The organism is Pseudomonas sp. TREG-RG-20F-10-E-6-01, from assembly GCF_022662455.1.
Classification (GTDB): Bacteria; Pseudomonadota; Gammaproteobacteria; order Pseudomonadales; family Pseudomonadaceae; genus Aquipseudomonas.
Genome location: NZ_JAKNQP010000021.1, coordinates 11,943 through 36,980, shown reverse-complemented (window position 1 = coordinate 36,980; position 25,038 = coordinate 11,943). Strand labels below are relative to the sequence as shown.

General features: G+C 49.6%; 15 protein-coding genes and 2 pseudogenes. 14 read left to right on the top strand and 3 right to left on the bottom strand.

Features of this window, described 5'->3' with window-relative positions; translation table 11 throughout:
- The first annotated feature begins 17 nt into the window (after nucleotides 1-17).
- From L8K08_RS29360 to L8K08_RS29350, 3 genes are all read left to right on the top strand, one after another.
- A complete protein-coding gene (locus L8K08_RS29360) occupies nucleotides 18-506 on the top strand; it encodes a single-stranded DNA-binding protein (protein ID WP_242201855.1) in 489 nt (162 codons plus the stop codon).
- Nucleotides 507-838: 332 nt separating this feature from the next.
- Nucleotides 839-1,543 (top strand): StbB family protein, encoded by a 705-nt coding sequence (stbB, locus tag L8K08_RS29355; RefSeq protein WP_242201853.1) that lies wholly within the window; start codon nucleotides 839-841, stop codon nucleotides 1,541-1,543.
- 10 nt (nucleotides 1,544-1,553) lie between these two features.
- Complete coding sequence (locus tag L8K08_RS29350) at nucleotides 1,554-2,126, top strand: hypothetical protein (RefSeq protein ID WP_242201851.1); 573 nt, start codon at nucleotides 1,554-1,556, stop codon at nucleotides 2,124-2,126.
- Between the two features lie 22 nt (nucleotides 2,127-2,148).
- On the opposite strand, the gene L8K08_RS29345 is transcribed toward L8K08_RS29350, so the two are convergent.
- Nucleotides 2,149-2,571 carry a hypothetical protein gene (locus tag L8K08_RS29345; protein WP_242201849.1) on the bottom strand — a complete coding sequence of 141 codons (423 nt, stop codon included), beginning with the start codon at nucleotides 2,569-2,571 and terminating at the stop codon, nucleotides 2,149-2,151.
- Between the two features lie 321 nt (nucleotides 2,572-2,892).
- On the opposite strand from L8K08_RS29345, the gene mobC reads away from it, so the two are divergent.
- The 6 genes and pseudogenes from mobC to L8K08_RS29320 form a co-directional block, all read left to right on the top strand.
- Nucleotides 2,893-3,243 carry a plasmid mobilization relaxosome protein MobC gene (mobC, locus tag L8K08_RS29340; RefSeq protein WP_242201847.1) on the top strand — a complete coding sequence of 117 codons (351 nt, stop codon included), beginning with the start codon at nucleotides 2,893-2,895 and terminating at the stop codon, nucleotides 3,241-3,243.
- A 986-nt stretch (nucleotides 3,244-4,229) separates the two neighbouring features.
- A complete protein-coding gene (locus L8K08_RS30400; RefSeq protein ID WP_347341035.1) occupies nucleotides 4,230-4,625 on the top strand; it encodes a hypothetical protein in 396 nt (131 codons plus the stop codon).
- Between the two features lie 41 nt (nucleotides 4,626-4,666).
- Nucleotides 4,667-7,258, top strand: a complete 2,592-nt coding sequence (locus L8K08_RS30395; RefSeq protein ID WP_347341034.1) for an LPD7 domain-containing protein — start codon at nucleotides 4,667-4,669, stop codon at nucleotides 7,256-7,258.
- Between the two features lie 1,000 nt (nucleotides 7,259-8,258).
- A complete protein-coding gene (locus L8K08_RS29330) occupies nucleotides 8,259-9,023 on the top strand; it encodes a hypothetical protein (RefSeq protein ID WP_242201920.1) in 765 nt (254 codons plus the stop codon).
- Nucleotides 9,024-9,730: 707 nt separating this feature from the next.
- Nucleotides 9,731-10,159: a S24 family peptidase gene (locus L8K08_RS29325; protein WP_242201845.1), complete on the top strand. Its 429-nt coding sequence runs from the start codon at nucleotides 9,731-9,733 to the stop codon at nucleotides 10,157-10,159.
- Nucleotides 10,149-11,096, top strand: a pseudogene (locus L8K08_RS29320) (Y-family DNA polymerase); the annotation flags it as partial. The gene L8K08_RS29325 and the pseudogene L8K08_RS29320, both read left to right, overlap by 11 nt.
- Nucleotides 11,097-11,127: 31 nt before the next feature.
- Here L8K08_RS29320 and L8K08_RS29315 read toward each other — a convergent pair.
- Nucleotides 11,128-11,289, bottom strand: a pseudogene (locus tag L8K08_RS29315) (Tn3 family transposase); the annotation flags it as partial.
- Nucleotides 11,290-11,351: 62 nt separating this feature from the next.
- Here L8K08_RS29315 and L8K08_RS29310 point away from each other — a divergent pair.
- Nucleotides 11,352-12,502, top strand: a protein-coding gene (locus L8K08_RS29310; RefSeq protein ID WP_104502081.1) for an IS3 family transposase whose coding sequence is annotated in 2 segments (ribosomal slippage) — nucleotides 11,352-11,586 and nucleotides 11,586-12,502 — 1,152 coding nt in all. Because the reading frame shifts where the segments join, the coding sequence is not laid out codon by codon here.
- Between the two features lie 700 nt (nucleotides 12,503-13,202).
- Nucleotides 13,203-14,981 carry an EAL domain-containing protein gene (locus L8K08_RS29305; protein WP_242201843.1) on the top strand — a complete coding sequence of 593 codons (1,779 nt, stop codon included), beginning with the start codon at nucleotides 13,203-13,205 and terminating at the stop codon, nucleotides 14,979-14,981.
- 94 nt (nucleotides 14,982-15,075) lie between these two features.
- On the opposite strand, the gene L8K08_RS29300 is transcribed toward L8K08_RS29305, so the two are convergent.
- A complete protein-coding gene (locus L8K08_RS29300; protein ID WP_242201841.1) occupies nucleotides 15,076-15,669 on the bottom strand; it encodes a TetR/AcrR family transcriptional regulator in 594 nt (197 codons plus the stop codon).
- A 528-nt stretch (nucleotides 15,670-16,197) separates the two neighbouring features.
- Between L8K08_RS29300 and L8K08_RS29295 the strand changes: the two genes are divergently transcribed.
- From L8K08_RS29295 to L8K08_RS29285, 3 genes are all read left to right on the top strand, one after another.
- A complete protein-coding gene (locus tag L8K08_RS29295; protein ID WP_242201839.1) occupies nucleotides 16,198-16,821 on the top strand; it encodes a response regulator transcription factor in 624 nt (207 codons plus the stop codon).
- A 2,160-nt stretch (nucleotides 16,822-18,981) separates the two neighbouring features.
- Nucleotides 18,982-24,324 carry an Ig-like domain-containing protein gene (locus L8K08_RS29290; RefSeq protein WP_242201836.1) on the top strand — a complete coding sequence of 1,781 codons (5,343 nt, stop codon included), beginning with the start codon at nucleotides 18,982-18,984 and terminating at the stop codon, nucleotides 24,322-24,324.
- Between the two features lie 115 nt (nucleotides 24,325-24,439).
- A complete protein-coding gene (locus tag L8K08_RS29285; protein WP_242201834.1) occupies nucleotides 24,440-24,964 on the top strand; it encodes a DUF2846 domain-containing protein in 525 nt (174 codons plus the stop codon).
- The last annotated feature ends 74 nt before the right edge of the window (nucleotides 24,965-25,038 follow it).

The following is a 25,038-nucleotide window of genomic DNA, read 5'->3' as shown; positions in this document are numbered from 1 at the left end:
AATAGAAGGAGCGCACCATGGCGCGCGGCGTAAACAAAGTTATCTTGGTAGGCACTTGCGGTCAGGACCCTGAAGTTCGGTACATGCCCAACGGCACTGCCGTCACCAATTTGAGTCTGGCCACCAGCGAGCAGTGGACCGACAAACAGAGCGGCCAGAAGGTTGAGAAAACCGAATGGCACCGGGTGTCGCTTTTGGGCAAGGTTGCTGAGATCGCCGGCGAGTACTTGCGTAAAGGCTCGCAGGTCTACATCGAGGGCAAGTTGCAAACCCGGGGATGGGAAAAAGACGGTATCAAGCGTTACACCACTGAAATCATCGTCGACATGCAGGGAACGATGCAGTTGCTGGGAGGCCGTCCACAGGCCGATCAGCAGGGGCCGGGTGGCAACTCGCAGCCAAGCCAGCAACAACGGCCAGAATCGCGTCCAGTGCAGCCGCAGCCGCAGCCCAATCCCCATCCGGCCCCGGACTTCGACAGTTTTGACGATGATCTGCCGTTCTGACCTACCGATTCGTCTGGATGACGGTCTGACCGAACCCTGTCACCCCTCACGTCAGGTGCCGCGCTCCCGGCTCGTCGTGACGCGCTGCACCGTCGCGGCGAACGGAAGCACGGGCGCAGCGCACACTTGACGCTACCTCGACCAGAGAAGGCTTACCGCAGGAGTGTGGGGTAGCTTCACCACCCCGCGCTCCTGAGGTCAACGCGGCCGTTGCGAGATGACAAGGGCCGCGCCCTTGGTGTTCAAACAGTCCATCCAACCAAATTTTAAGACGGTGCCCAGCAATCGGCACCGCCACCTCGGCCATCCCTAAATCCTCAGGATTATCCACTATGAAAGTCGTCGTTATTAACTACACCGGCACCGTTGGCAAAACCACTATCGCCGCGAACCTAATGTGGCCGCGTATGAATGGAGCGCCGCTATATGCCATCGAATCCATCAATGAAACAGCTCAGAACCTAGGTTTGGATGTTGAGAAGCTACGTGGCGACGCATTTCGTGAACTGTTCAAGCGGCTAATGCTTGAGGATCGGGCCATAATCGACGTTGGAGCGTCCAACGTTGAAGACTTCATGGCCAACCTAGAGGAGTTCGAAGAAGCCCATGAGGAATTTGATTATTATGTAATCCCGGTGACCTCTGGCACGAAGGAGCAAAAAGAAACGGTCAGCATGATTAGCAGCCTAGCATCTCTTGGCGTATCACCTGAAAAGATTCGAGTACTGTTTAACCGTGTCAAAAAAGATGTTAAGGCAGAGTTTCCAATTATCTTTGCATATCACCAGGGCGCAGGCGCTTTCACTTTAAATAGTGAGTGTGCTGTGTTCGAGTCTGAATTGTTCGACGCATTGTCTATTCACCGCATATCAATGCAAACGTTGATGGACGATGACACAGATTACAAAGCACTTCTCAAGAACAAGGACGCTAGCGCACAAGATCGTGATCGATGGTCTGATATGTATGGACTCAAACTTTTGTGTAAAGGTGTTAATCGCAAACTTGATCACGTCTTTACGGAATTGTTCGACTGAGGGTAATGACATGATCGAGCAAGAAAATATTCCATCTACAGCACGTGATGCTCTTATCATCGAACTTTTGAGCGATGTTGGACGGCTACACGACGATATTAAAATAATTCCGAAGATACTCGAGCTCTCTATGCGCGATTCGCTGGATATCGTAGCTGACGCGATAGAAGATGCTGAAGATACAGCGCAGATGCTTCAAAAGAGCACGAAAGATGTAATTCAAGCAACAGCTGCTAAAGCTGGAGTTGACGTAGGCATCGAAATGTCTGCGGCTATTCACCAAGTACTTGAGCGTATTTTCGAGCCCGCGTTGAACAGAGCAGTGACTAAAGTTGAAAGCCTCGAACAAAAAATCACGAAATTGTCAGGTAATATTCGAGATACTCAAGCTACCCGGTTCAATTTTATGATGTTGGGAGGCTTTATTGCGACATCCCTAGTGATGGTTTTTTTAATGGGTTGGCTCTCAATCAAAGCGAATGATGTCAATGAAACAAATAAGTGGTTTTATGATGAATATAAATCTCAGCAATTGCTTATTGAAAAGCTACCGTCAGACTTGAAAAAACGGTTTGCGCAGTAATAACTGCGCATTGCGTTCGGTTTTATGATTGGGCAGGGTTATTAGCATCGCTTATCACCCTGGCCCAGTCGGTATTTTCTACATCTTCTCTTATCTGGTTCAAATTTTGTCGGAAATTAGCTTGCGGCTTAATCTCATCGTTTCGTTTAAGCACTGGTTTGCTGGGTGAATTATTGTTGGCTTTCAGGGGCATGTGTTTTCTAGAGACTCTGCCTTGTTTTTGGTTTTTCCGAATTCTGTACAAGGCCTGGTCGAAATGCCTAAGGCTAATACTCATACCGCTTTCTACCAATTTCTGGTGAATCACCGTTCTCTTCACACCTGAATTCAGGGCGGTCTCGATTGCTTCATACAACTCGCGGATTTGCGCAGTGTATGACCGGGTTTGATTGTCCTGGGCCAGTTGGACCAAGGCGTCACGCCTGTGTTGGGTTTCTTCAGCCAAGGTTGACCTCTTGTCATCTCATCAATGATGTAGAAGTGATGTAGCCGTGTCGTAGGAAAGCGTATCACCGATGTAGAAAAAGGCAATCGTGAGCATTCACGATGTAGATTTGAGCATCTCTGATGTAATTCAGAGATGGCACCCCTCTCAAAATCGAAAAACAGGCACGTTACCGATGTATACGGGGGGATGAAGCTCCCCCCCGAATACATCGCGTGCCAAAGGGGAAACCCCTTTGAAACCCCGCAAAGCGGGAAAGCGCGTGTTGTTGTCGTTGTCGTTGTCGTTTGTCCCGTCCCGTGATCATCGAGAGGAGGCGCCGTGGCCGCCAGTACCAAGAAAAGCCGCGTCCTACATTTTCGCTGCAGCGAAGAAGACTTCGCCGAGGTTGAACAAAAGCTAAAGGCCGCGGGCATGACCGCCTCTGAATTTTTCAGAGACGTTTTTCTCAATTCAAAGATTACGTTCAACGTAAAAGCCGCCAAACCAGTGGACTATCACCGCTTGTTATTCATTTATAACAAAGCGGGCAACAACATCAATCAGTTGGCACACCAAGTCAACGCCGTGCACCGTCGTGGAGTGTTGTCAGAATCGCTGTACATCAAACTTTTGAATCGGCTCGCCAGTATCGAGTCTCTCTTACTGAGTGGTATTGATCATGGTGATTAGGCCAGGTGGCTATAACACAGGCGCTCAGGAATATCTGGAAACAGGTAACAAAGCCGGGCGTGAGCTTCACCGGGACGAGCTGGACCACCGTATAATTATCGACGGTGATCTTGACCGCACACGCTCTATCTACGAAAGCATCCCGGACCACGGCCAGGATCGGTATCTGACGTTTACCATGAGCTTTCGTGAAAATCAGCTCAGTGATCAAATGCTGCGTGATATCACTCAAGAATTTAAGCAGTTCCTGATGCACGCTTACAAACTGGATGAGTTCAATTTCTACGCCGAAGCTCATCTTCCAAAGATAAAATTCATGCCTGACAAGAAAACAGGCGAGATGATTGAACGTAAACCGCATATCCATATTATTATACCACGCATTAACTTGCTAAGCGGTAATGAGGCTAATCCCGTTGATGTCTACATGAATCACGTTAAGTTTTATGAAGCGTTTCAAGAGTACATCAATCAAAAGTATGAACTTGCTTCCCCCCGTGATCATGTGCGCATTGACATTGCGGATGCGGCCAGCGTTTTGTCGCGCTATAAAGCCGATGACTTCTATGGCAAGAATCGGGAGTTTAAACAGGGATTGGTTAAGCAGGTCATTGAGCGCGGCGTGACTGATCGTAAAGGCTTCTACGCGTTAGTGGGTGAGTCAGGCGAAACCCGCATACGTAATGAAGGCAAGGAAAATGAATATATCGCTGTCAAGCTTAAGGGCGATGCCAAGTTCACGAACCTTAAAGACACGATCTTCAAAGATGACTTCATTTTGCGGCGTGAACTGAAGATGCCGCCACTCGATGAAAAAGTCATTTATGAACGCTTGCAGGCCTGGCCGCAGCGCGCAAAGGAAATCAAATACGTCAACAAGGCGACACCCAAGTTTCGCCAGGCGTACTCCGAAGCATCCCCCGAGGTTCGCGTGCAAATGCTGGCCGATCGCGAATCAAAGTTCTATCAAACCTATGGAGATAACAATGACCGACTACATCCTGGCCAACGGCCGAGAGATCACCAGCGAAGTGTTGATGAAGCTCGAGGCAGAAGCACTGCCGGCACTGCCGATGGCATGCAAGACCTGTCCCTCAGCGATGTGGCAGATCACGGGCAAGCCGGACCGGCCCGACTCGGTGACGGTGCGGTGTTACTGCCCAGTGATGCACACGTTCACTTGGGACAGCATCAACCGGGAAGAGATCCTGGATTGCGATCGCCTGTACCAGGAGGAAGAGGAGGACGAGAAGGCACTGGCAAATCAGGACGACGACAGCCAACTGCCGCCGTTTCTGCGACAGCAGCGCGAACAGGAAAAGCTGGAACAACAAAGCCTGGCCGAGTCTCACGGACTGGAGCTGGACCACGAGCCAGAATAACCGACAACCCGCTGCCTCCGCATGCGCGTAATCCACGGCGCATGGGTTCAATTGAGGACATTCAGGCGCGCGGTCGACGATTGTTCGATCCGCTGAAACCCTCAGTTGCGCCAGGTCCGGCATTCCAGCTGGACAGGGACAAGCTCTTCACACCCGAACCGCGCGGACCTAGTGACACCGGCAAGGCCTCAGAAACAAAGCGAAAGTCCCGACCCCGAACTAAACGCAGCGCCGGCACATTCAACCCCAGCAAAGCAGCATCCGCTCAAAAACGCTTCACAAATTCCTCACTTCCTCCCTTCGCTCGCAATCCTAACCGCGTACCCACTATCGCTGACATTCAGCGTCACGGTGCGCGGTTATTTGAGCCTTCCAAGCGGCGTGCGGCGCCACTGGAAATACAACTGCCGTCCATCAAAGCGCTGACAGCCAACCGCAGCGCCTCAACGGTTGCCGCGTACTTCCGCAGGCAGGCAGATCAACAGCAGCTGGCACCTGCGCAACGACACGCGCTCCGGCGCTTAAACCAGCAGTACTTCGAACTCAGACGCTCCGTCTTCGCTGACCAACGGCTCACACGCCAGGACAAGTCGCAACTCGTCTCGGTGTTGGCCTTTGAGCGCCTGAAAGCAACAGAGCAGATCCACCACCAACCATCTAACAAAGAGGTTCAACTCATGGGCAGTGCAGAAATTCGTAAATTGATTGAAGACGACAAAGAAGAACCCGGTTTCTCCATCAGTGGCCCACGTGGCGCTACCCCCAACGGGGTGCGTAATCGAGTGCGCCACATCCTTGATCGGCTCAACAAGCAGCTGGATCCCAGCTTCAGCCAGGAGCGAGCCCGTGAGCTGGCCGCCAAAGACATCTACACCCGCAAGGCCAAGTTCAGCCAGAACGTGCATTACCTGGACAAGCAAACTGATAAAACTCTGTTTGTAGACACCGGTACAGCGATCGCTATGCGGCGCAACGGAATTAGCGAGTCAGGGGTTGCCGTAGCGCTGCAGCTCGCCAAGGAACGGTTCGGCAGTACATTGACCATCAACGGCTCGGCGGACTTCAAGAAGCTGGTAATAGAGGCCGCTGCGAAAAATGGGCTAGGCGTGCATTTCACTGACAAGGCCATGAATGAAAGCTTGGCTGCGCGGGTTGCTGAACTTGAAATCGAACGTGACGACCAGGGCATCGCGCGACCAGAGCCAGTATCCAGCCCTGCCCCGCAGCAAGAGGCTCCTACCCCGCCGAACTTTGTCCATAACGGCCAGCCTGCCACCCTTGATCTTCGTCAATACACGGCACAGCCTGATCCCAGCACCGTGGTGGCTGACCTGGCGAGTAGCGCAAGCGAACTAGTGCAACGCGAGGCAGCATGGCGTCAGTCGCTTGGGACTGTTCCGTTGTCTGAGGCTGACGTACGTGGCTCGGACACCGTGATGGGATTGCGAGGGGAGGACCATGCTGTGTGGCTGATAGCCACCAATGACAAGACGCCTGATGCCGTGGCCATGATCAGCAGCTATATGGAGAACGATAGTTACCGAGAGGCTTTTAAAGGCGTGATCGAGGATTTCTATACGAAGTCCCAAGCCTCGCCAGAGACCATCAAGACTCTTGATGAAACGACGGATTTCGTCGTCTCCCTGGTTAACGCAATTGAGAGCCGGAAGGCGGCCGCGTCATTGTCCGCAGACGGAAACACTGTCTTGGCGAAGCCAAAGGACGATCGCAAAATAATCCAGGGCGAACTTGTCGATCATGGCGCGGCGCCTTATCAGAACATTCCGGGTAAAGAGCAAAGCTACTTTGTCACCTTGAAAACCGACACCGGCAAAGACAGAACCCTTTGGGGCGCTGGGTTGGCTGACGCCATGGCCCAGTCGCAGCTCAAACAAGGTGATCGAGTGCGGATCGAGGACAAAGGCACGGTGCCTGTCACTCTGCAGCTAAAACAGGACGACGGCAGCACGGCCGAAAAGCCCGGCTATCGACGCGAATGGACTGTCGAGCCGGAGACGGCCTTGATGGACGGACCGACAGCTGTTGACGCACAGACACAGGTCCAAACTGGTACTCAGCCGCTGAACTTGGTCTATATGGGCCAAGCAGCCTCATTGGGGCTTATGAAAAATCCAGAGTCAATCGGTGCAACCATCCAGAATCCGTTTGAACCTGACCAGCTCATACATCTTGACGACCTGATGACCCGCATTGATCAAGAAATGAAAGCGCTCGACCGGGAAGGCGACGGCCCAGGTCAGACCGCTCTCCTCAACGACTTGGTATCGCGGATGACGGACTCGATCGACAAGCAGCGTCTGACTGACACGATGATCGAAAGGTATATCGGCGAACAAGAGCCTTCACCTAACCCTACCATTCAAAATCCGTTTGAAGCTGACCAAGTCATCAGTCTTGACGATCTGATGATCCGCATTGATCGCGAATTGAAGGTGATCGACTTGGAAGATGACGGCCCGGGGCAGGTTGCCCTTCTAAACGACCTACTTTCGCGAATGGCGGACCCGACTGAAAAACAGCTTTTGGATGACACGATGTCCGAACGGTATGTAGGTGAACAGGGCCCTGCACCCAGCTTGACCATTCATGAAGACGGACCGGAAATGGACTGATCCACGGGCGTGGCCATCCCCCATGGGGGGTGGCTTCAGGTTTATCTACGTCGAGACAGCAGCATGAAAAAACTAAAAGTGGCCCCAAACGAGGAAGGCCCTACAAACCGTGAAGAAGTGCCGAGGTGCGTGAGTACCATTGCATTCGTCGTCGTTTCAATGCCAGCGATGTTATAGATCTGGTCTCCAGCGCGTGCAACTTGTTGTCAATTCCACGGTTAAGCCCCGCATAAAACTTGTAAATCCTGCACATCGCTCCCCGTAAATACTGGGTCTGGCTTAAAACGCCCTACATGAATTTGCTTTTTCATGCACCCACGCTTACGCTTGTCTCGTTATTACCACAACGATTCGAGGGGGGCGTGATGGCCGTGGATCTCTCAGCAATGCGCAAATTGTTCCAGGAAGGTGGCCTGAAGTCCGCCATCGTAGTTCCTGTTCCTATGCAGCTAAACGCATGGGAGCTGATCGCTGTCTGCAAAGATGGATCAAAGGAACATATGACGATTGCTCGGTCAGATCGACGTAAGGTCTACAAAAGCCTCGAGTCGGTGCATGCCGACGCAGCTAGGGTCGGATTTACTCAGGTAATAACTCAAGTGGAGGCGATGCAAGTGGCTTAACGGAATCGCAGAAACCAGAAAGCCCGGCTGGTAACCGGGCTTTCTGGAAAAACTTGAACAGGTTTTTCTCTTTCGACGGGGGAAACCTGTTCACACATCACAATCAGGTGAGTCAATTATGGCTGGCACTTCGGTTTCTTGCAAGCCGGAGAATGTCAACCAAATTAGCTTACCGCCGAACGGCGTATAAAAATGGAATACGTAAACGCAGCATGTGTGCATGCCCAATTTGGCAATGGCTCGCTAAAGGCAGTTGATACACCCCCTTCCCTAAACGGTCACAGCAACCGTGGGGGACTGGAATAATGGCAAATCTCAGAGCCGTTAAACTTGATCCCTCAAATCCCCATTCCGCCTTGCGGCGTCCTGCGCGAGCAATGCCACCAGTCTATGCAGCCCCCCGGCACTTGTCCGAGCAACAGCTGAAAAATCCCCTGATCAGATCCGCTTATGAGCGCTTGAGCAATATTGCGACGACCTACCGTGGTCGCTATCTGCGGCGCCTCGATCGTGCGAACGGCGATCGCCGAACGCGCGTCGAAGTGTTTATGGCTTTCCAAAAAGCAGCTGAGCAAATCCTGGTGCGCTACGACCTGGCCACCGGCGTGCTGGGCTACCTCGATGAAGACAACGGCCGCTACGTGCTCAATACGCAGCGTCGTATCGCTGAGGATTCACCCGTTTCAGCACCGGTACTCTGCCGCCTGTTCAAAACGCTCGACGCGATTGGGTACGTGTATCGCCGGGTCGAGCGCATTCGCCTGGATGAGAAAGACGAAAACGGATTGCATCTGGTGCGTACCAGGGTACTGATTCGCTTCACCAAGTTATTCTGGAAGGACTTAGGGCTGCTGCACGTGCATGAACGCGTACAGAACTCAGCGCGTAAACGGCGCCAGGTCCAACTGGCGATCATCAATCAGCGGCGTCTTGATGACATTGCCAGCTACTCCCGCGAACTGCACAGGCGCGAAACGTCACGTGCACGTTGGCAAGCCAAGGAAAATCCGGAAGGTTTATCGCCGGCGACGTCGCCGGCCTCGACAGGTAATGCACCTGGCAGGCCTAAAGATACAGTCAATGCGATGGATCGGATGAACCAGCTGCTTGAGAGGGTGGCCAAAGAGCGCAAGATCTCCTAATACGTTCACCAATCAAAATCCGCCTATTTTCTTACCCGCTCATGCGGAGGCATTGTCACGCCTGCAATTTTTGGGGTTTTGGCGACATCTGCCGATCGGCGCCGGCGCGCGTAAAGTTCAGGCGTTTTTCACGCGCCGGCAACCCGTGCAGCTGCCCCGGGCCAGGCTTCACCAAGAGCGTTGGAAATAAATGGAATTTTATACCCCCTTCAGTTACCCCTTTCGGGAAAAACAGAGCTTTACGAGGTGTGAACACCTCTCAGATAACGCCCGCGCACTGTCGTGCCGATGGCACGGCGCGGACACAGCATGGGGCCAAGCCCCAAACCCCGGCAGGAGCCTGCGGCCCCTGCACCCGCAGCTGGTAAAGCAAACCCAACTACCTAGTGATGGCCTGTCTAAGCGGCCCAGGGCAATGAAGCTGCCCTGGCCTGGCCTACGGCCACCCTACGGGCGCTAAGACCCGGATAAATCGCCCCAGGACGGCAAGCCGCCCTGCGCCTCAACCGGGTGCGTGTGCGCACAGGCAAATTCAAACTCAGAGAAACGCAAACACCGTCATGTGCCTTCGGTGAAGGCATGCGTTTTGAGATATTAGGTCGACGTGGCCAACGCGGTGACGCGGCATTCGGTCGGGTGAGATTGACGCGGCGTTCAGTTCCCAGTTAACTGTTTATTCATACAGTTATTTATTACAGGCCAGGTTTATGAGCGTAACCCTTCTTGGTCCTATTGCCAGCGGTGGTGAGTTACTACCGCTATTTACGTTTCAGGTATCCGCAGGATTTCCGTCGCCGGCAGCAGATCACCTTGAAAAGTTGATATCGTTGGACGAGCTGTTCGAAATTCGCGCGCCGCACGTGTACTTGGCTAAGATCTTGGGCGACAGTATGCAAGGTGCCGGCATTTTCAGCGGCGACCTTGTGATTGTCGATCGAAGCAAAACGGTGCGTCATGGCGATATCGTCATTGCAGCGCTCAACACGGAATCCGTCTGCAAGCGACTATCCATCCAGGGCGACCAGGTGGTCTTGCTGGCCGAGCACCCTAAGTACCCGCCCAGGTACGTGATGGAGGGCGACGAGCTGGTGGTATGGGGTGTGGTCAACTACAGCGTGCGTTACCATGAACGCTAGTTCCGGCCTTGCACCAGGCTTACCCGTTTTCACGCTTGCCGATTGCAACAGTTTCTACGCCAGTTGCGAACGTGTCTTCCGTCCGGACCTGGCCAGCACGCCGATCGTGGTATTGAGCAACAACGACGGATGCGTGATTGCCCGTAGCTACGACGCCAAACCTTTCGTAAAAATGGGCGCGCCCTATTTCCAGATCAAGGACACGTTGCGCCGGCACGGCATCGTGGCCTTCAGCAGCAACTACGCGCTGTACGGGCAAATGTCCGAAAGAGTCATGACGTTGATTGAATCGATGGTGAGCGACAGCGAGGTCTACTCCATCGATAAAATATTTTGCGACCTGACCGGTATGCCCGGTGACCTCACAGAATTTGGGCGAAAGATCCGTGCCAAAGTCTTAAAGCACACCGGTATCCCGGTGGGTGTAGGCATTGCCCACACCAAAACCCTGGTCAAACTGGCCAACCACACAGCAAAGCGCCTGCAGGCGCAGACCGGTGGTGTCGTGGATCTGTGCGATCCGTTCAAACGCGACTGGGTGTTGCGCAATACGGCCGTTGAAGAGATGTGGGGCATTGGTCGACGTATGACGGCGCACATGCACGCCTTGGGGATTCACTCGGCCATGGACTTGGCCAAGGCCGACCCCGGGTTGCTCGGCCGTAAATTCAGTGTGGTGCTGGAGAAGACGGTGCGTGAACTCGCCGGCACGTCGTGCCTGGCCCTGGAGGATGCGGCGCCGGCCAAGAAGGAGATCTGCTGCAGTCGAGCGTTTGGTACCCGGCTGACGACAGTTGAGCCCATCAAGGAAGCGGTGGCCACCTACGCGCAGCGGGCATCGGAGAAGCTACGAGCCCAGCATTCGCTGTGCAAGAAGATCCGCGTGAGCATCCGCACCGGCATATTTAACCCCGACGAAGCGCGTTACGCTAACGGGGGAACCCGCAGAATTCGGAAAAAATCGTACGCTAAGGTTTTCTGAGCTGCCGTAGCGGCCTGAACTTCCCATCTTCTAGCTTGCGGCTCTGCCGCCAGACGTAATCGCCGGTCAGGTTGATGTGCTCCCAGCCCAACGGCGAGAGGTATTGGAAGAGGTCGGTGTTCACCGGCTTTCCGGCGTCAGTCAGCCCTGAATCGCCCCTAGTTTCGTAGACACCTCCAAGCCTTAAAATGAGGCCCATTAGGAGGTGCCATGAGCAACCAGCGTTATCCCGAAGAATTCAAAATCCAGGCGGTCAAGCAAGTGACCGAAAAGCAGCTTCCTGTCTCGGAGGTGGCTGCACGATTGGGTGTGTCTGTGCACAGCCTCTATGCCTGGGTTAAGCGCTACACCAAGCCTCAGGAACAGCGCGTTGAGGAGGATGATCAGAGCGCTGAGGTTCGTCGTCTACGTGCCGAGCTGAAACGGGTGACGGAGGAGCGAGACATCTTAAAAAAGGCCGCCGCGTACTTTGCCAAGGAGTGCGGCTGAAGTACGCCTTTATTAAGCAGCAAGCGGGTCATTACGCGATTCGACGGCTTTGCCTGACGCTCAAGGTTCATCCCAGCGGCTACTACGCGTGGCTATCAGAACCAAAATCTGCGCGAGCCAAGGACGATCAGCGACTGCTTGGATTGATCAAACACTCCTGGCTGGAAAGCGGTGGCGTTTATGGCTATCGAAAGATCCATGATGACCTGCGAGAGGTTGGTGAGAGCTGTGGCCGTCACCGGGTGGCTAGGTTGATGCGCCTTGAAGGTTTACGTTCTCAGACTGGGTATCGACGGAGGCCTGGAAAATACGGCGGTAAGCCAGCCGTTGCCTCACCGAACTTACTGAAGCGCCAATTCGATGTCAGAGAACCCAACAAAGTTTGGGTCACAGACATTACCTACATCCGAACATATGAAGGCTGGCTGTATTTGGCCGTGGTGCTCGATCTGTTTTCACGCCAGATCATTGGTTGGTCAATGAAGTCGCAGATGACCAGCGACGTAGCCATTGATGCACTGCTGATGGCGGTTTGGAGACGTAAGCCGAAGCAAGAGGTGATGATCCACTCGGATCAAGGCAGTCAGTACAGCAGCTCAGACTGGCGAAGCTTCTTGAAAGCTAACAACCTGGTAGCCAGCATGAGTCGTCGAGGTAATTGCCACGACAACGCTGTGGCGGAGAGCTTTTTCCAGTTGCTGAAGCGGGAACGGATCAAGCGTAAAATCTACACTACACGCCAGGATGCTCGAGATGATGTGTTCGATTACATCGAGATGTTTTACAACCCAAAACGACGCCACAGTTTCAACAATCAGCTGTCACCGGTAGAGTTTGAAAAGCGTTACGCAGCGAGCCTTGAGAGTGTCTAGAAAACCCGGGGCGATTCACCAGCTAAATCTAGAACCTCTAGATTAGATTTCTGAGAGTCCCTCACTACCAACCAGGCATATACCTTATCATGAATTTTCTTAAAGTTAGAACCATTAAAATCGATCAGACTCTGACCAGATTGTTTCTAAGCATTGCCTGGAGCAACAACCTCCAAGCGGACCACGCCTAATCGAACCCCAATAATTGTAATTGGAAATTCATGGGCAATAAAAAACCTCATTAATTTTTCTAGCGAAAATAAGCAAAGTGACCTACTAGAAAGCCGCATTAATACTTGCTCTTGACAATATCGCTCATATATTCATGAAAAAAAATATAGGAATTCTCTCTTTTTTCTGGAATATACGTTGCAAAAGATTTCCTATAAACCGACACAGAAATTCACGTGCGCCATGTAAGAATTTTCATATTTCCTGCAAAAAAATTTAAAACTCTTGCAAGGTAATTTTTTTAGTCTATGGTCTATGGTTAGAAGTGCTGAGTGGTTTTAGGAATTAATTGTGCTTGCCCAGCAAGGCAGTCAAGGCAGTCAATTGGAAATTAGTATCAATTAATTATTAAGCTTTCGTAGTTGTGTCTGTGTCATAGCTGGATAATAGATATCCGCAATAAAGCTTTAATAAGAAAAAGTGTTATTACTACTAAATTTTGAACATGTCACCCTATAATAGGAGTCTCATGACTACCGCCAATATTGAGCATAAATTAAATCCATTAAAGAGCGTAGAAGACCTATATCGAGTTCAAGGTGTTGATCAAGGTGATCCGAGTTTTGACGATATATTTGCAATAGCCTCAGAACTTTTTAATGCGCAAATTTCTTTAATATCAATTACTCACAGGTACGGCCAATGTTTTGCAGCCGGGACAGGCTTCGACATACAAAATACGGCGCGTGAAATTTCTTTTTGTTCTTCCTCACTACTATTAAATAAAGAAACAGTGGAAATTTTAGACACACAAAGCGATGAGCGATTCAAAGATAATCCCATGGTAACTGGGCCCCCTTTTATCCGCTACTATGCAGGCGCACCACTGTTGACAGATGATGGTTACTTATTAGGCGATCTGTGCGTTATTGGTGCATCGCCACGAACGGCCATGAGCGAGAAAGACAGGACGCTGCTTACCTTGCTTGCAAGAAATGCTACGATGCGACTTCTGGAGTTCCGCTCACGAAACGTCATAGATCATCCTAGTGGACTCTTTAATCGTCTAAAATTTGAAGAGGATATCCAGCAAGAAATTACAGCTGGAGGACATATCCAAATATACGCTATTGATATTATCTGTCCTCAAAGCTTAAATGATATGATAAAAACGCGCGGGTATAAATTCGCCCATGACCTATTGAAAATAGTTCAGAACCACCTGCAACTGATTTTGCCAACTAGATGTATTTTATATAAAATTAGCTCAACGCGCTTCGGGTTTATGTTGAAAAAGGATAGACCAGCAGAGCTAATTTGCTCTAAAATACTTGGGAGGTTTAAAGATCCTATAGCATGTCATGGGTTACTTATTTCAATTCAGCTAGGCATAGGAGTTTTACCGCTGACCAATCTGGAAGCGGCGGATGGGGTGCGGCTTGTAGTGTGTACGGCTGATGATGCAAGAGAGCGAAGCGTAGGCTGGGCCATGTACATACCTGGATTAGATGCTGCTCAACAGCGATCATTCATGATAAGAAGCTCAATTGCAGGTGCAGTTAAATCTGATAATCAGCTTAGCCTAGTATACCATCCGAAGGTTAGTTTGCCCAGTCATTGCTGTGATAGCGTAGAAGCTTTAATACGCTGGGATCATCCTCAATTTGGAGCCATTAGCCCTATAGAATTCATCCCTCTTGCGGGGAAAACTGATTTAATACGCTCGATAAGCTTATGGGTGCTTGATAAAGTTGTATCACAGATAAGTCTTTGGAAGCTTCAGGGTTTGCAACTACGCATAGCGATGAATGTTACGGTAGCTGACTTCGAGAACTCTACATTTGTAGACCGATTAGCTAGTTATATCACCAACAACCTATTGGACGCATCCCTGATTGAGCTTGAGTTTACAGAAAGCATGCTCATGTCCGAACCAGTGTCCGTGACTCAACAGTTAACACGCGTTAGAAACTTAGAAATAAAAATCGCGATTGATGACTTCGGCACCGGATATAGTAACTGGACGTATCTGCAGCAGCTTCCTATAAATACAATTAAGCTTGACAAGTCATTAATTGCCGGTCTCGGCATCAACGAGCAGAATAGACAGCTAGTCAAAACCTTAATAGAGTTATGCGCGCACCTTGGTTATCGCATCGTCGCAGAAGGGGTAGAGAGCCACGACGATCTCTATTCGATAGAGCACTGGGGATGTACAGAAGCACAAGGATACTTAATATCGGCGCCTCTAGATGCGCACTCACTGGTTGAGTGGCTTAGGGGGGGAGGATTCAGTTCATGCCCATGACTAAATTATATGAGATCACAGAACAGAGTAGCCCCCAAAAAAGAAATTTTTAACTTTTATTAAAAATACTAAAATCATTAATAATGGCGCATGGTTAAATGTGAACTTTATACTCAGAGAATCCTAACAACATACAGGCATTCTCCATTACCTCTTCTATAGCAACTTTTGCCAACTCGGGCGACGGTTTGAGTAGCAAGTCATTCGCATAGCCCATAGTTACGGAAAAAATCTGCCTCGCCGCTCTATCTGGCGATATACTACGAAAGCACTTGATAAGAATGCCACGCTTAATAATGCCCGCAAGGATAGTTTGCCACTGAGTGTTTGCTTCTAGATAAGCGTGCGCCAATTCTTCATCGCAGATTGCTTCACTCCAAGCGTCGAGCCATAACGCCCATCGTGGCTGAGCACTAGTAGGTAGGCAGTCCTGCACAAAAGCCACGAGCGCAGCCACCGGCTGCATGTCTCTAAGAGGCGCGCATACTGCTTCAAAATGCAGGCTTGCAAAATAGACAAAAGCCTCCAAACGTAACGCTTTCCAGTCATTGAAGTAGTGATAGATGTGGCTGCGAGATAGGCCGGCAGAAGCTGCTAAGTCGCGGGTGGTAACGTGCGCAAGTCCTTTTTTCTGAAAAAGCTGAAGAGCTGCATCGAGGATTTCTTTTCTACGGTCTATTCGTGTCATAGGCTGAGTCCTAAATTGTAATTAAGCAGATGAACGGTAATTGCTTTTTGAGCAATTGCTCAATTATACTTCGCTTAAAGCTAAGTAGCTTGGATGTAGATCTACTTCAGAGGTACGCAAAAAAGTAGAATTGAAAAGAGTCTACCTTGCCGAATCCAGAGTGCGCAATGAATCAAACTGCTGCCGCCAATCTTATGCGTATGCATTCGCCTGCTCACGCTTTCTCATTATGAATGAGGTTATGAATGAAATGAGGGTCGTATTGTGTAAGGAATAATCTAAAATTTGAAATCACCATTCAAGCACAAATATTTCGCAAGCAATATAGGTGCAGTAGGGATCCTTGCCCATCTACATGGATCTTCAATACTTCTAAAAAATTACTTTGCCTCGAAAGCCGACTCATACCCATATACGGGCATGGGCTCTTTCTAATCCTGCATAAGCCCATTGGTTTCTTGATAATTACTATAGCATATTTTACTTGGCAAAGCGCAACACTTCCTTACCAAGAGCCTTGGAGGTTTAATGAATACAGCACTTATAGTTGACAATCATCCCCTCGTCAGGGCGGCAGTAAGAGGAATTTTAAAACGAGAAAATTTACAAATAATTGCAGAGACTGGAGATGGGGCTAGTGCTATCGACTTAGTACGAGAGCATGTCCCGGACCTTTTAATACTTGAGCTCGAGTTACCACTGCTCGACGGTTTGACAGTAATGGAGAGACTACGTAAAGATAACTTAAAGACTAAGGTAATTATTTTTACTTCCCTTTCCCATGAGAGTTACTTGCGCAGATGTAAGGACTCAGGTGTCTCGGCTTTTATACTAAAGAATGAAGAAATACAAGAATTAAAGAGAGCTGTTAGTGAGACATTGCAAGGGCGCACATATTTTCCAGGCGATACGCGTGGGCTTTACAGGTGTGATATCTCAGCAAGGGAGGGCGAACTAGTCAAGAATCTTTCAAATCGAGAATTAACAATACTCAAGTATTTGGCCATGGGAAAAAGCAATAAAGAGATTAGTGCATTATTATTTATAAGCAATAAGACCGTTAGTACATATAAGTTTCGTATCTATGAAAAAATCAACACAAATAATATTGTTGATCTATCAAAATTTGCAATCCGCAACCATCTGACTTAGGATGCTTTTGTGCATTATGTAATTTTTCTTTGGTGCGCCATACTAGCCATAAATATGTTTTTTTTTGCAATGGCTAATTGCTCCAATTGTTGGTTTTTTTTGTTTTGTTTTCTTTAAGATGCGCCTCAGCACTGGCAAGTAACAGAGATGCTCGGCCTAAACTCCATTCTCTTTACAGTCTAGTTCTACTAAATCCCCCACAAAAAATTCATGCGCAGGCTTAAAGCTAATACTTTTGCAATCACGCACTATTTAGTTATCGCTATGAGCGTTCAGTTTGCCTGTGAATATCCACATGCATTAGTGGTAGTGCAGGATATTAGTGTTATGGCAAAGAGATGTCTATGAGTCCCGGGGCGATTCATACACACTTGATGACTAATAGCTCCATTGTGATATTCAGTTCATAAGTGGTATAAAATGGACTAAAAAAATACGTTAAAGCTACTTTTAAAGAGGGGAGGTGTATTCCGCGTTTTGAACGAGTGTCGGAGTTTTCCATAGCGGGGAGAAAAAATATGATGGCAGTGCAGCACGTGTTCACTTGGTCAATCGCCGTCATGTATCGCCTAGGGGAAACACTGTGTTCCCGGGAATCGACTATTTGGACGACATTGAGGTCAATGGCCTGCGCGTCGAGCATGTGAACTATGGTATCAACCTGTTACTTAATCGCCTGTACATTAACATGCTTAAGATAGAGCCAACGCACCACCGCCAAAGCATCGGCTTAGGTGTACTGTGGCACCTATGGCTTAAGCATCAGGCGCCGATTGTGCCACTGTATAAGTATACTGTCATCCTACAGGTGCTGGGATCGCGCGCGAACGTTTTTTGCAGCCGAAGGCGCCTTAATCGAGGCTAATATACCCGGGTCCGTGAAGATGAAGGAGGAACATAAACGCTTCCTGCACCTGATGCCCGAACACGGACGGCTGATAAGGGAGCTGAAAGCGTCTCCGGAGTGGCCTGAGATCCAGGCACGTTTTGAACCCTGCAAAGACCTATAATCTCCTCAATGCATCCGCATGCCTATCAGGACGATTTGGAAGACTTCTGCGGTGTTGCCGAGCTTATCGGCGCTGATGAGGTCTAGGCGCAACCGGGGCAACGTCCTCGCTTGGCGAATTCAGCTGGAAATGCTAGTCCTGACCGTGACCACCATCCAGCGCAAACAGGTTGCGTAGTCCAGCCTGTCTGAGCGCCTCCCGGAAAGCAACGCCGTTGCTGGCGGCAACTCAGTGCACGGCTTCAAGCGGCCCCCGTTGAAGCCAGCAAGGGCAAGACGCCGGCACTGGGTGACGACCAGGCGAAGCTGTTGCGGGCGGCGCCGCACGGTTGCACTTCGAAAGAGATTCGTCGGCGTGCCATTTGACCGTGCTGATGCAGCACGGGCTGCGTTGTTAATAAGTCGCGCAGCTGACGAATGGCGACCTGTAGGACCGACTCGGGAGTAAACACTTGCAGGTTAGAGGGAGGCGGAAAAATTCGGTACTTGCCGTTGCTCCCAGTTACCGCTGAGCGCATTTATACCTAATTGGAAAGAAATAGCGCGCGGAACGGTATCGAGGGCCCACTTTTCCGCTCGTTTATAGAGCGGGGGGCTGGCCGCCGCTGGCGTTTTTATAAATGGGAGCTACGCTATCGTTAATGGGCGAAGGTTGCTGGTATTAGGAACGAGGGAGAGGGCCTAGACGTCATGAGCTGAGGGCAGCGGCTGCGAAAAGTGATCTGGAGCATGATGCGGATATTACGAAAGTAAAAATTTGGCTGGGCCACTCCAAATGAGTGCCTGTTTGAATGACAGTCGCGGTCAGAGTCGGAAGTCATCACCGGCGTCAGGCCGCACTTAGGAGTCAATAAGAGCATTTTAAGCTCAAATATTTTTTTTAATTTTTTGCTTAATTCAGTTTAAAAATTTCAAGATAGGTTACGAAAAATACATTTTGTAAGAGAAATCTCACGGAAAAGGCGCGCGTAAAGAATTGAAACACAAATTGGCCATGCCATACGTCGAATTGATTACAGGCTTTCAGCAATTTCATTTTACCATGGCGCCCTATTTCGCCAAGCCAGTAGCGACTTACAGCTTATCTCAATAAAAGCTTATAAAAAACATCAACATAACATCAGCCCACGCTTAAGTTTAAAGAGGCCCCCGTGAGTACAACTCAAGTTAATATTGCTATCATTGATGGTAAAAAGATTACCCAAGCTACAGAGCTTCAAGTCGGCACGCCCGAAAAGCCGATCCGTATAAAGGCTATTGCCAATGGCAAATACCTATTGGCCGAAGGTGAGCACGGGGTCGCGCCCGAGAATATCACGCTCAAGCGTGTAGGTAAGAGCCTCCACATAGCATTAGAAGGTACGGACCCAAATCAGCCACAGTTGATCATAGAAGGTTTTTTTGACGCTCAAGGCCAATTAGTAGGTGTGGGTGAAGACGGTGCTTACTACCCTTATATTTCTTCTGAGACAGACGAGGGGACCGCGTTCTTGGCGGAGGGCGAGACGTCATCTCAAGTCCTGGGCGCCGAGCCGTTGCAGGGATTCGGTGATGGATTATACACAGACTTTGCGATTGGTGCTTTTTGGCCAATGCTCTTGGGTGTAGGAGGCTTGGCGCTGTTGGGTGGGGCTTACGCGCTGGGCCGCAATAATAGTAATAGCAGTAATAGCAGTGAGAGCAATGCTGCGAAACCTCCGGTGCAACCGATTTTTGTTGATAAACCTTCCATTAACAGTATTTATGATGATGTCGGAAATATCACCGGCAATCTTACCCCTGGTAGCATTACCGACGATACGACGCCCACCTTGAGTGGCGAAGGCACGCCCGGCAATACTGTCATAGTTCTCATAGATAACAAAGTTGTCGGCGAAGCCATTGTGGGCGTAGATGGTCTTTGGAGGTTCACTCCAGCAACGCCTTTGGGGGAGGGAAGTCACGAAATAGTAATTCGAGAAAGAGATCCTGCGGGTAATCAAAGTAATCCATCTGGGGGGATTGAGATAATTGTTGATACTCAGGCACCAGGCCAAGCTGCTATTTCTAGCGTGATTGATAATTTAGGGAATATTACTGGTCCCATCACGAGCGGAACCTTTACTGATGATTCCCAACCCGAATTTCATGGCACTGCGGAAGCGGGCAGCACCATAATAATTTATAGCGACGGCGTAGAAATTGGTCGCGCACCAGTAAGTTCCGATGGTAACTGGACCTTCACCCCGCGTTTTCCCATATCCGACGGAAGCTACAACATTACAGCAGCCGCAATGGATGTTGCTGGAAATATCGGACTGCCCTCTACTGCGTTCGAGCTTGAAGTGAATACGGGCAGAGTTTATACCGCTCCAACAATTTCCGGAGTAGTCGATAATATCGGCCTTATTACCGGTAATCTGTCGCCTGGCGATACAAGTGATGATACACGACCAACCGTCAGCGGTAATGGCGAAGTAGGGTCTACTGTGATGCTTTACTCCAATGGCGCGTTTCTAGGTACGACCGTGGTCGCAGTCGATGGCATGTGGAGCTTCACAGTACCATTCGATTTGCACGAGGGTCTAAATAACCTCACCGTAACTTCTCCAGATGCTGGGGTCACTGCATATTCTGGAGGCAGTAGCTTCCCATTGATCATCGATACAACTGCACCCGCTGCAGCGACCAACCAATTGCTTACTGATGATGTGGGTTCAGTAACCGGCCCGGTGCAAAGCGGCGACACCACCGACGATGCCATGCCTACTTTCGAAGGTAATGCAGAACCAGAAAGCACTGTTATCATCTACGACAATAGCGTGGAAATTGGTCGAGTTCTCGCTGGTATAGATGGGCGCTGGAGTTTCACGCCGAGTACTCCATTGCCCGATGGAGCTCACAGCTTCCACAGCGTAGTTCAAGATCCAGCCGGTAATCAGGGCCTGCCAAGTGCTTCAACCAGCTTCTTTGTAGACACTGGTATTGCAGTAATCAGCATCGATAATGTGATCGATGATGCCGGCAGTATCACGGGGCCCTTGGCACATGGCGGCGTCACGGACGACACCAGCCCAACCCTGAATGGCAATGCAATCCCTGGCGCCACTGTCAATATTTACGATAACAACGCACAAATTGGTTCGGCACTCGTGGACGCTTTGGGTAACTGGACCTTTACGCCCGCTCAAGCTTTGACGGAAGGTGCGCATAGCTTCACAGCTACCGTAGTTACGGCTGCTGGGGGCGAAAGCTCAACAACTACCAGCTTTGATCTGATCATCGACATCACAGCCCCAGGAACTCCAGGCCAAGGCACGCAACCAGGTATCGACGACGTGCATGATAACGTCGGGCTTATCCAAGGCACCATCATCAACGGCGGTACCACCGACGACGCTACACCGACCCTAAGTGGGGGCGGACAGCAGCCTGGCGAAACCATCACTATTCGAGATGCTGGACAAGTCATAGGTTCTGTTGTAGTTGATAACGGTGGTAATTGGAGTTATACGCCTAGTCCAGGGCTCAATGATGGATCGCATGCAATCACCATCACCATCACCGATGCTGCCGGGAACGTAAGCCAGCCTTCTGATCCGTACACTATTATTGTCGACACCGTAGCGCCTGCCATTTCCAATCCACAGCAACTGCTGGATAACGTGGGTGCAGTAACAGGCCCGATCAGTAGCGGCGATACCACCGACGACGCCACACCGACCTTCGAAGGCAAAGCTGAACCGGCCAGCACAGTCATTATCTACGACAACAACTTGGAAATCGGTCGCGTTTCGTCCGCAGCTGATGGGAGCTGGAGCTTCACGCCAAGTACCCCATTGCCGGATGGGGCTCACAGCCTATCCAGCGTGGTTGAGGACTCGGCGGGAAATCGAAGTGTGTCGAGTGCGTCTATCAACTTCGTGGTAGACACCAGTAATGTGGTAATTAGCATTGATGATGTGATTGATAACGCAGGCAGCTTCACGGGGCCCTTGGCACATGGCGGCGTCACGGACGACACCACCCCAACCCTGAATGGCACAGCAGTCCCTGGCGCCACTGTCAATATTTACGATAACAACGCACAAATTGGCTCGGCGCCCGTGGACGCTTTGGGTAACTGGACCTTTACGCCCGTTCAAGCCTTGACGGAAGGAGCGCACAATTTTACCGCAACCGTAGTTACGGCTGCAGCGGGCGAAAGCGCTGCAACTTCCCCTTTTGCCCTGGTCATTGATACCACAGCACCCGACACTCCAGGTCAAGGTACGCAACCAGGTATCAACGACGTGAATGACAACGTCGGGATTATCCAAGGCATCATCGTCAACGGCGGTACCACCGACGACGCTACACCGACCCTAAGTGGGAGCGGACAGCAGCCTGGCGAAACCATCACTATTCGAGATGCTGGACAAGTCATCGGTTCCGCTGTGGTTGATAATGGCGGTGATTGGACTTTTACGCCTAGTCCAGCGCTCAATGATGGATCGCATGCAATCACCATCACCATCACCGATGCTGCAGGGAACGTAAGCCAGCCTTCTGATCCGTACACTATTATTGTCGACACCGTAGCGCCTGCCATTTCCAATCCACAGCAACTGCTGGATAACGTGGGTGCAGTAACAGGCCAAATCAACAACGGTGACACCACCGACGACGCCACACCGACCTTTAAAGGAAAAGCTGAACCAGGCAGCACTGTTATCATCTATGATAACAGCAACGAGATTGGCCGAGTTCCCGCAGATACAAATGGTAATTGGAGCTTCACGCCAAGTAACCCACTGTACGATGGGGGCCACAGTTTCCAGACTGTGGTTGAAGATATTGCCGGGAACAAGAGTAATCTAAGCGCGGCTCTCGAATTTACTATTGACACCACTCCTTCAATTCTGACTACTAAAGCGGTGATCAGCACTATGGGCAAAGATAGTGGCTATCTGGACAACGACTTTGTTACCAATGATGGTACAGCTGGGCGACTGATTCAAGGCAGCCTATCCGCAGCTATAGCTGCTGGTGAGAAAGTTCAGGTGTCAGTAGATGCAGGAACTAGCTGGTTAGACGCGTTAGTGCATGATAATAGTTGGAGTTTCGTAGACAAAAATGAGCATAGTACCGACTGGACCATAGAGTCTAGAGTAGTGAATGCGGCGACCGGCTTTGCGGGTGTTGCAGATACTCAAATCGTACGTTTTATCGCAGATGCCCCGAATGCGCCCACCACTGTAATTCGAAGTGGGGATAATGTGAGCGTCGATATTACAGGTACCAATGCGCAGTCAGGGGACACTCTATACCTAGTGGTAAATGGTACTAAGCTCCCTCACACACTCTCCAATAATGACATTATCAGTGGATTGGTCAATTTCAATGTACCAAGCGGCTCTACTGGCACAATAACTTCATTTGTCGTTGACTCAGCAGGGAATAGCTCGGACTTAAGGGAAATTACATACAGTGGGGTCGAAGATTTCTCAACTGGTTTTGATGAGATTAACTTTGGAGAAACAAAAGCATTCGGGCTTTTTAATATAACGAATAACTCAAGTATACCGTTACATGACATTATTTTAAACTTTGCAGGCGGAGAAGGGACAAAATTTGAAGGTTTAGTTGTTGGTGGTGATAGTCCCGATGGTTCGCTCACAATTCCTAATTTTAACTCAACTATTGACCTTCACATGTCAGCTAATGAATTTGAGGTTAAATTTGTCAGTGGTCAGATTTACTCCGGACCTGTTCCCTCTCGTACAGAAATAACTACATATAAGTTTTTTGACAGTTCTGGCAATATTGTAGGAGAGCAAGTTCTTGATACCACGAATAAGCACGCAGCAGTGGGCGCTAATGGAAAACCAGACTATAGCAGTGCAGCAAATGCGGATTATGTTAAGTTTACGGCTCCAGCTGGAGAGTACTTTACTTCAATACAAATCACATCGACTGGCCGCATGCTTAATGGGGTATTCGATGATTTTGTTATTTCCTCGAATGGCGCAATTTATCCTCAAGCAACAAATCAAATAATCGTGGAGGCAATGCCATTCTACGGCTCTGATGAAAATAATACTTTCTCAGTCAGCGACGTCAGCTTATTGACTGCAAGTCAGACTGAGATACATGGAGAAAAAGGGATTGACACCTTAGTCCTCACTGGTCAGAGCCAAGTCCTTGATATGACTGCATTAGGCGAAAAAATAAGTTCTTTAGAGATTATTGATCTTACAGGAACGGGCAATAACACTCTGAAATTATCTTTGAATGATGTACTGAATAATGGTGAATTGAATTTGTTCTCGGATGACGGGACCACCCAGATGATGATAAAGGGCAGCGCTGGGGATGTGGTGGACTTACAGGGTTTAGTAGATAGTGCGTCTGCAGGAAATTGGGCCAATCAAGGCACGATTACTACCGGAGGCGTTGTTTATGATGTTTATCGCCATTCTTCACTGGATGCCGAACTACTGACTCAGCAGGGAATTACTACCAATCTAGTTTAAGGCTCTCGATTTTTAGTATTTTAGCAAGCAAAAAAACGCGGCGGATTTAAATTCGTCGCGTCTAAGAATTTTTATAATCCGGCCACTGTTAAGTGATCGGAATCGGAGTAATATAATGTTGAAAGGCAAAATTATTCTTTCTACCGCAATATTCGGTTTTTTCCTATACGGTTTGCCGCAGGCTATGTCAGCCACGTTAAGTGCAGACTTTTATACTCCTGTTGAAAACCCATCAGCTCAGCAAGCTATGGTTGTGTACTACCGAATAACTACCAGCGTCGACCCGGTAGGAGTTGCACACCTGTATGTTGATAGGGAGTTTCATAATTCTCTTCGGTCGGGGGAGTTTACTACTTTTTGTATCGCCCCTGGAAAGCATACGCTTGAGAGCTACATAAAAGACGCTCCCTATTACGTTGGTAAAAAAAATAACAAAATTAGTTTCGACGTTAAGGGTGGGTCGACTTATTTTCTACGCGTAAATGAAGTTGGTAATGGCACTCCTCAGTTGATTAACCGCGTCGCTGCAGAAAATGAGCTTGCTGGCGCCCAGAGGAAAGTGAGATTCTTATCGCGGGCATCCAAGGTCCAAAAATGTGATAGCCAAAAAACCTCACCACCAAAAACGTCCTCAAGATAATAAGCGCGATAAACAAATGACTTAATGCGCTATAAAATGCAGAGGTCTGCTGTCTTAGCTGTAAGTTCTCACTC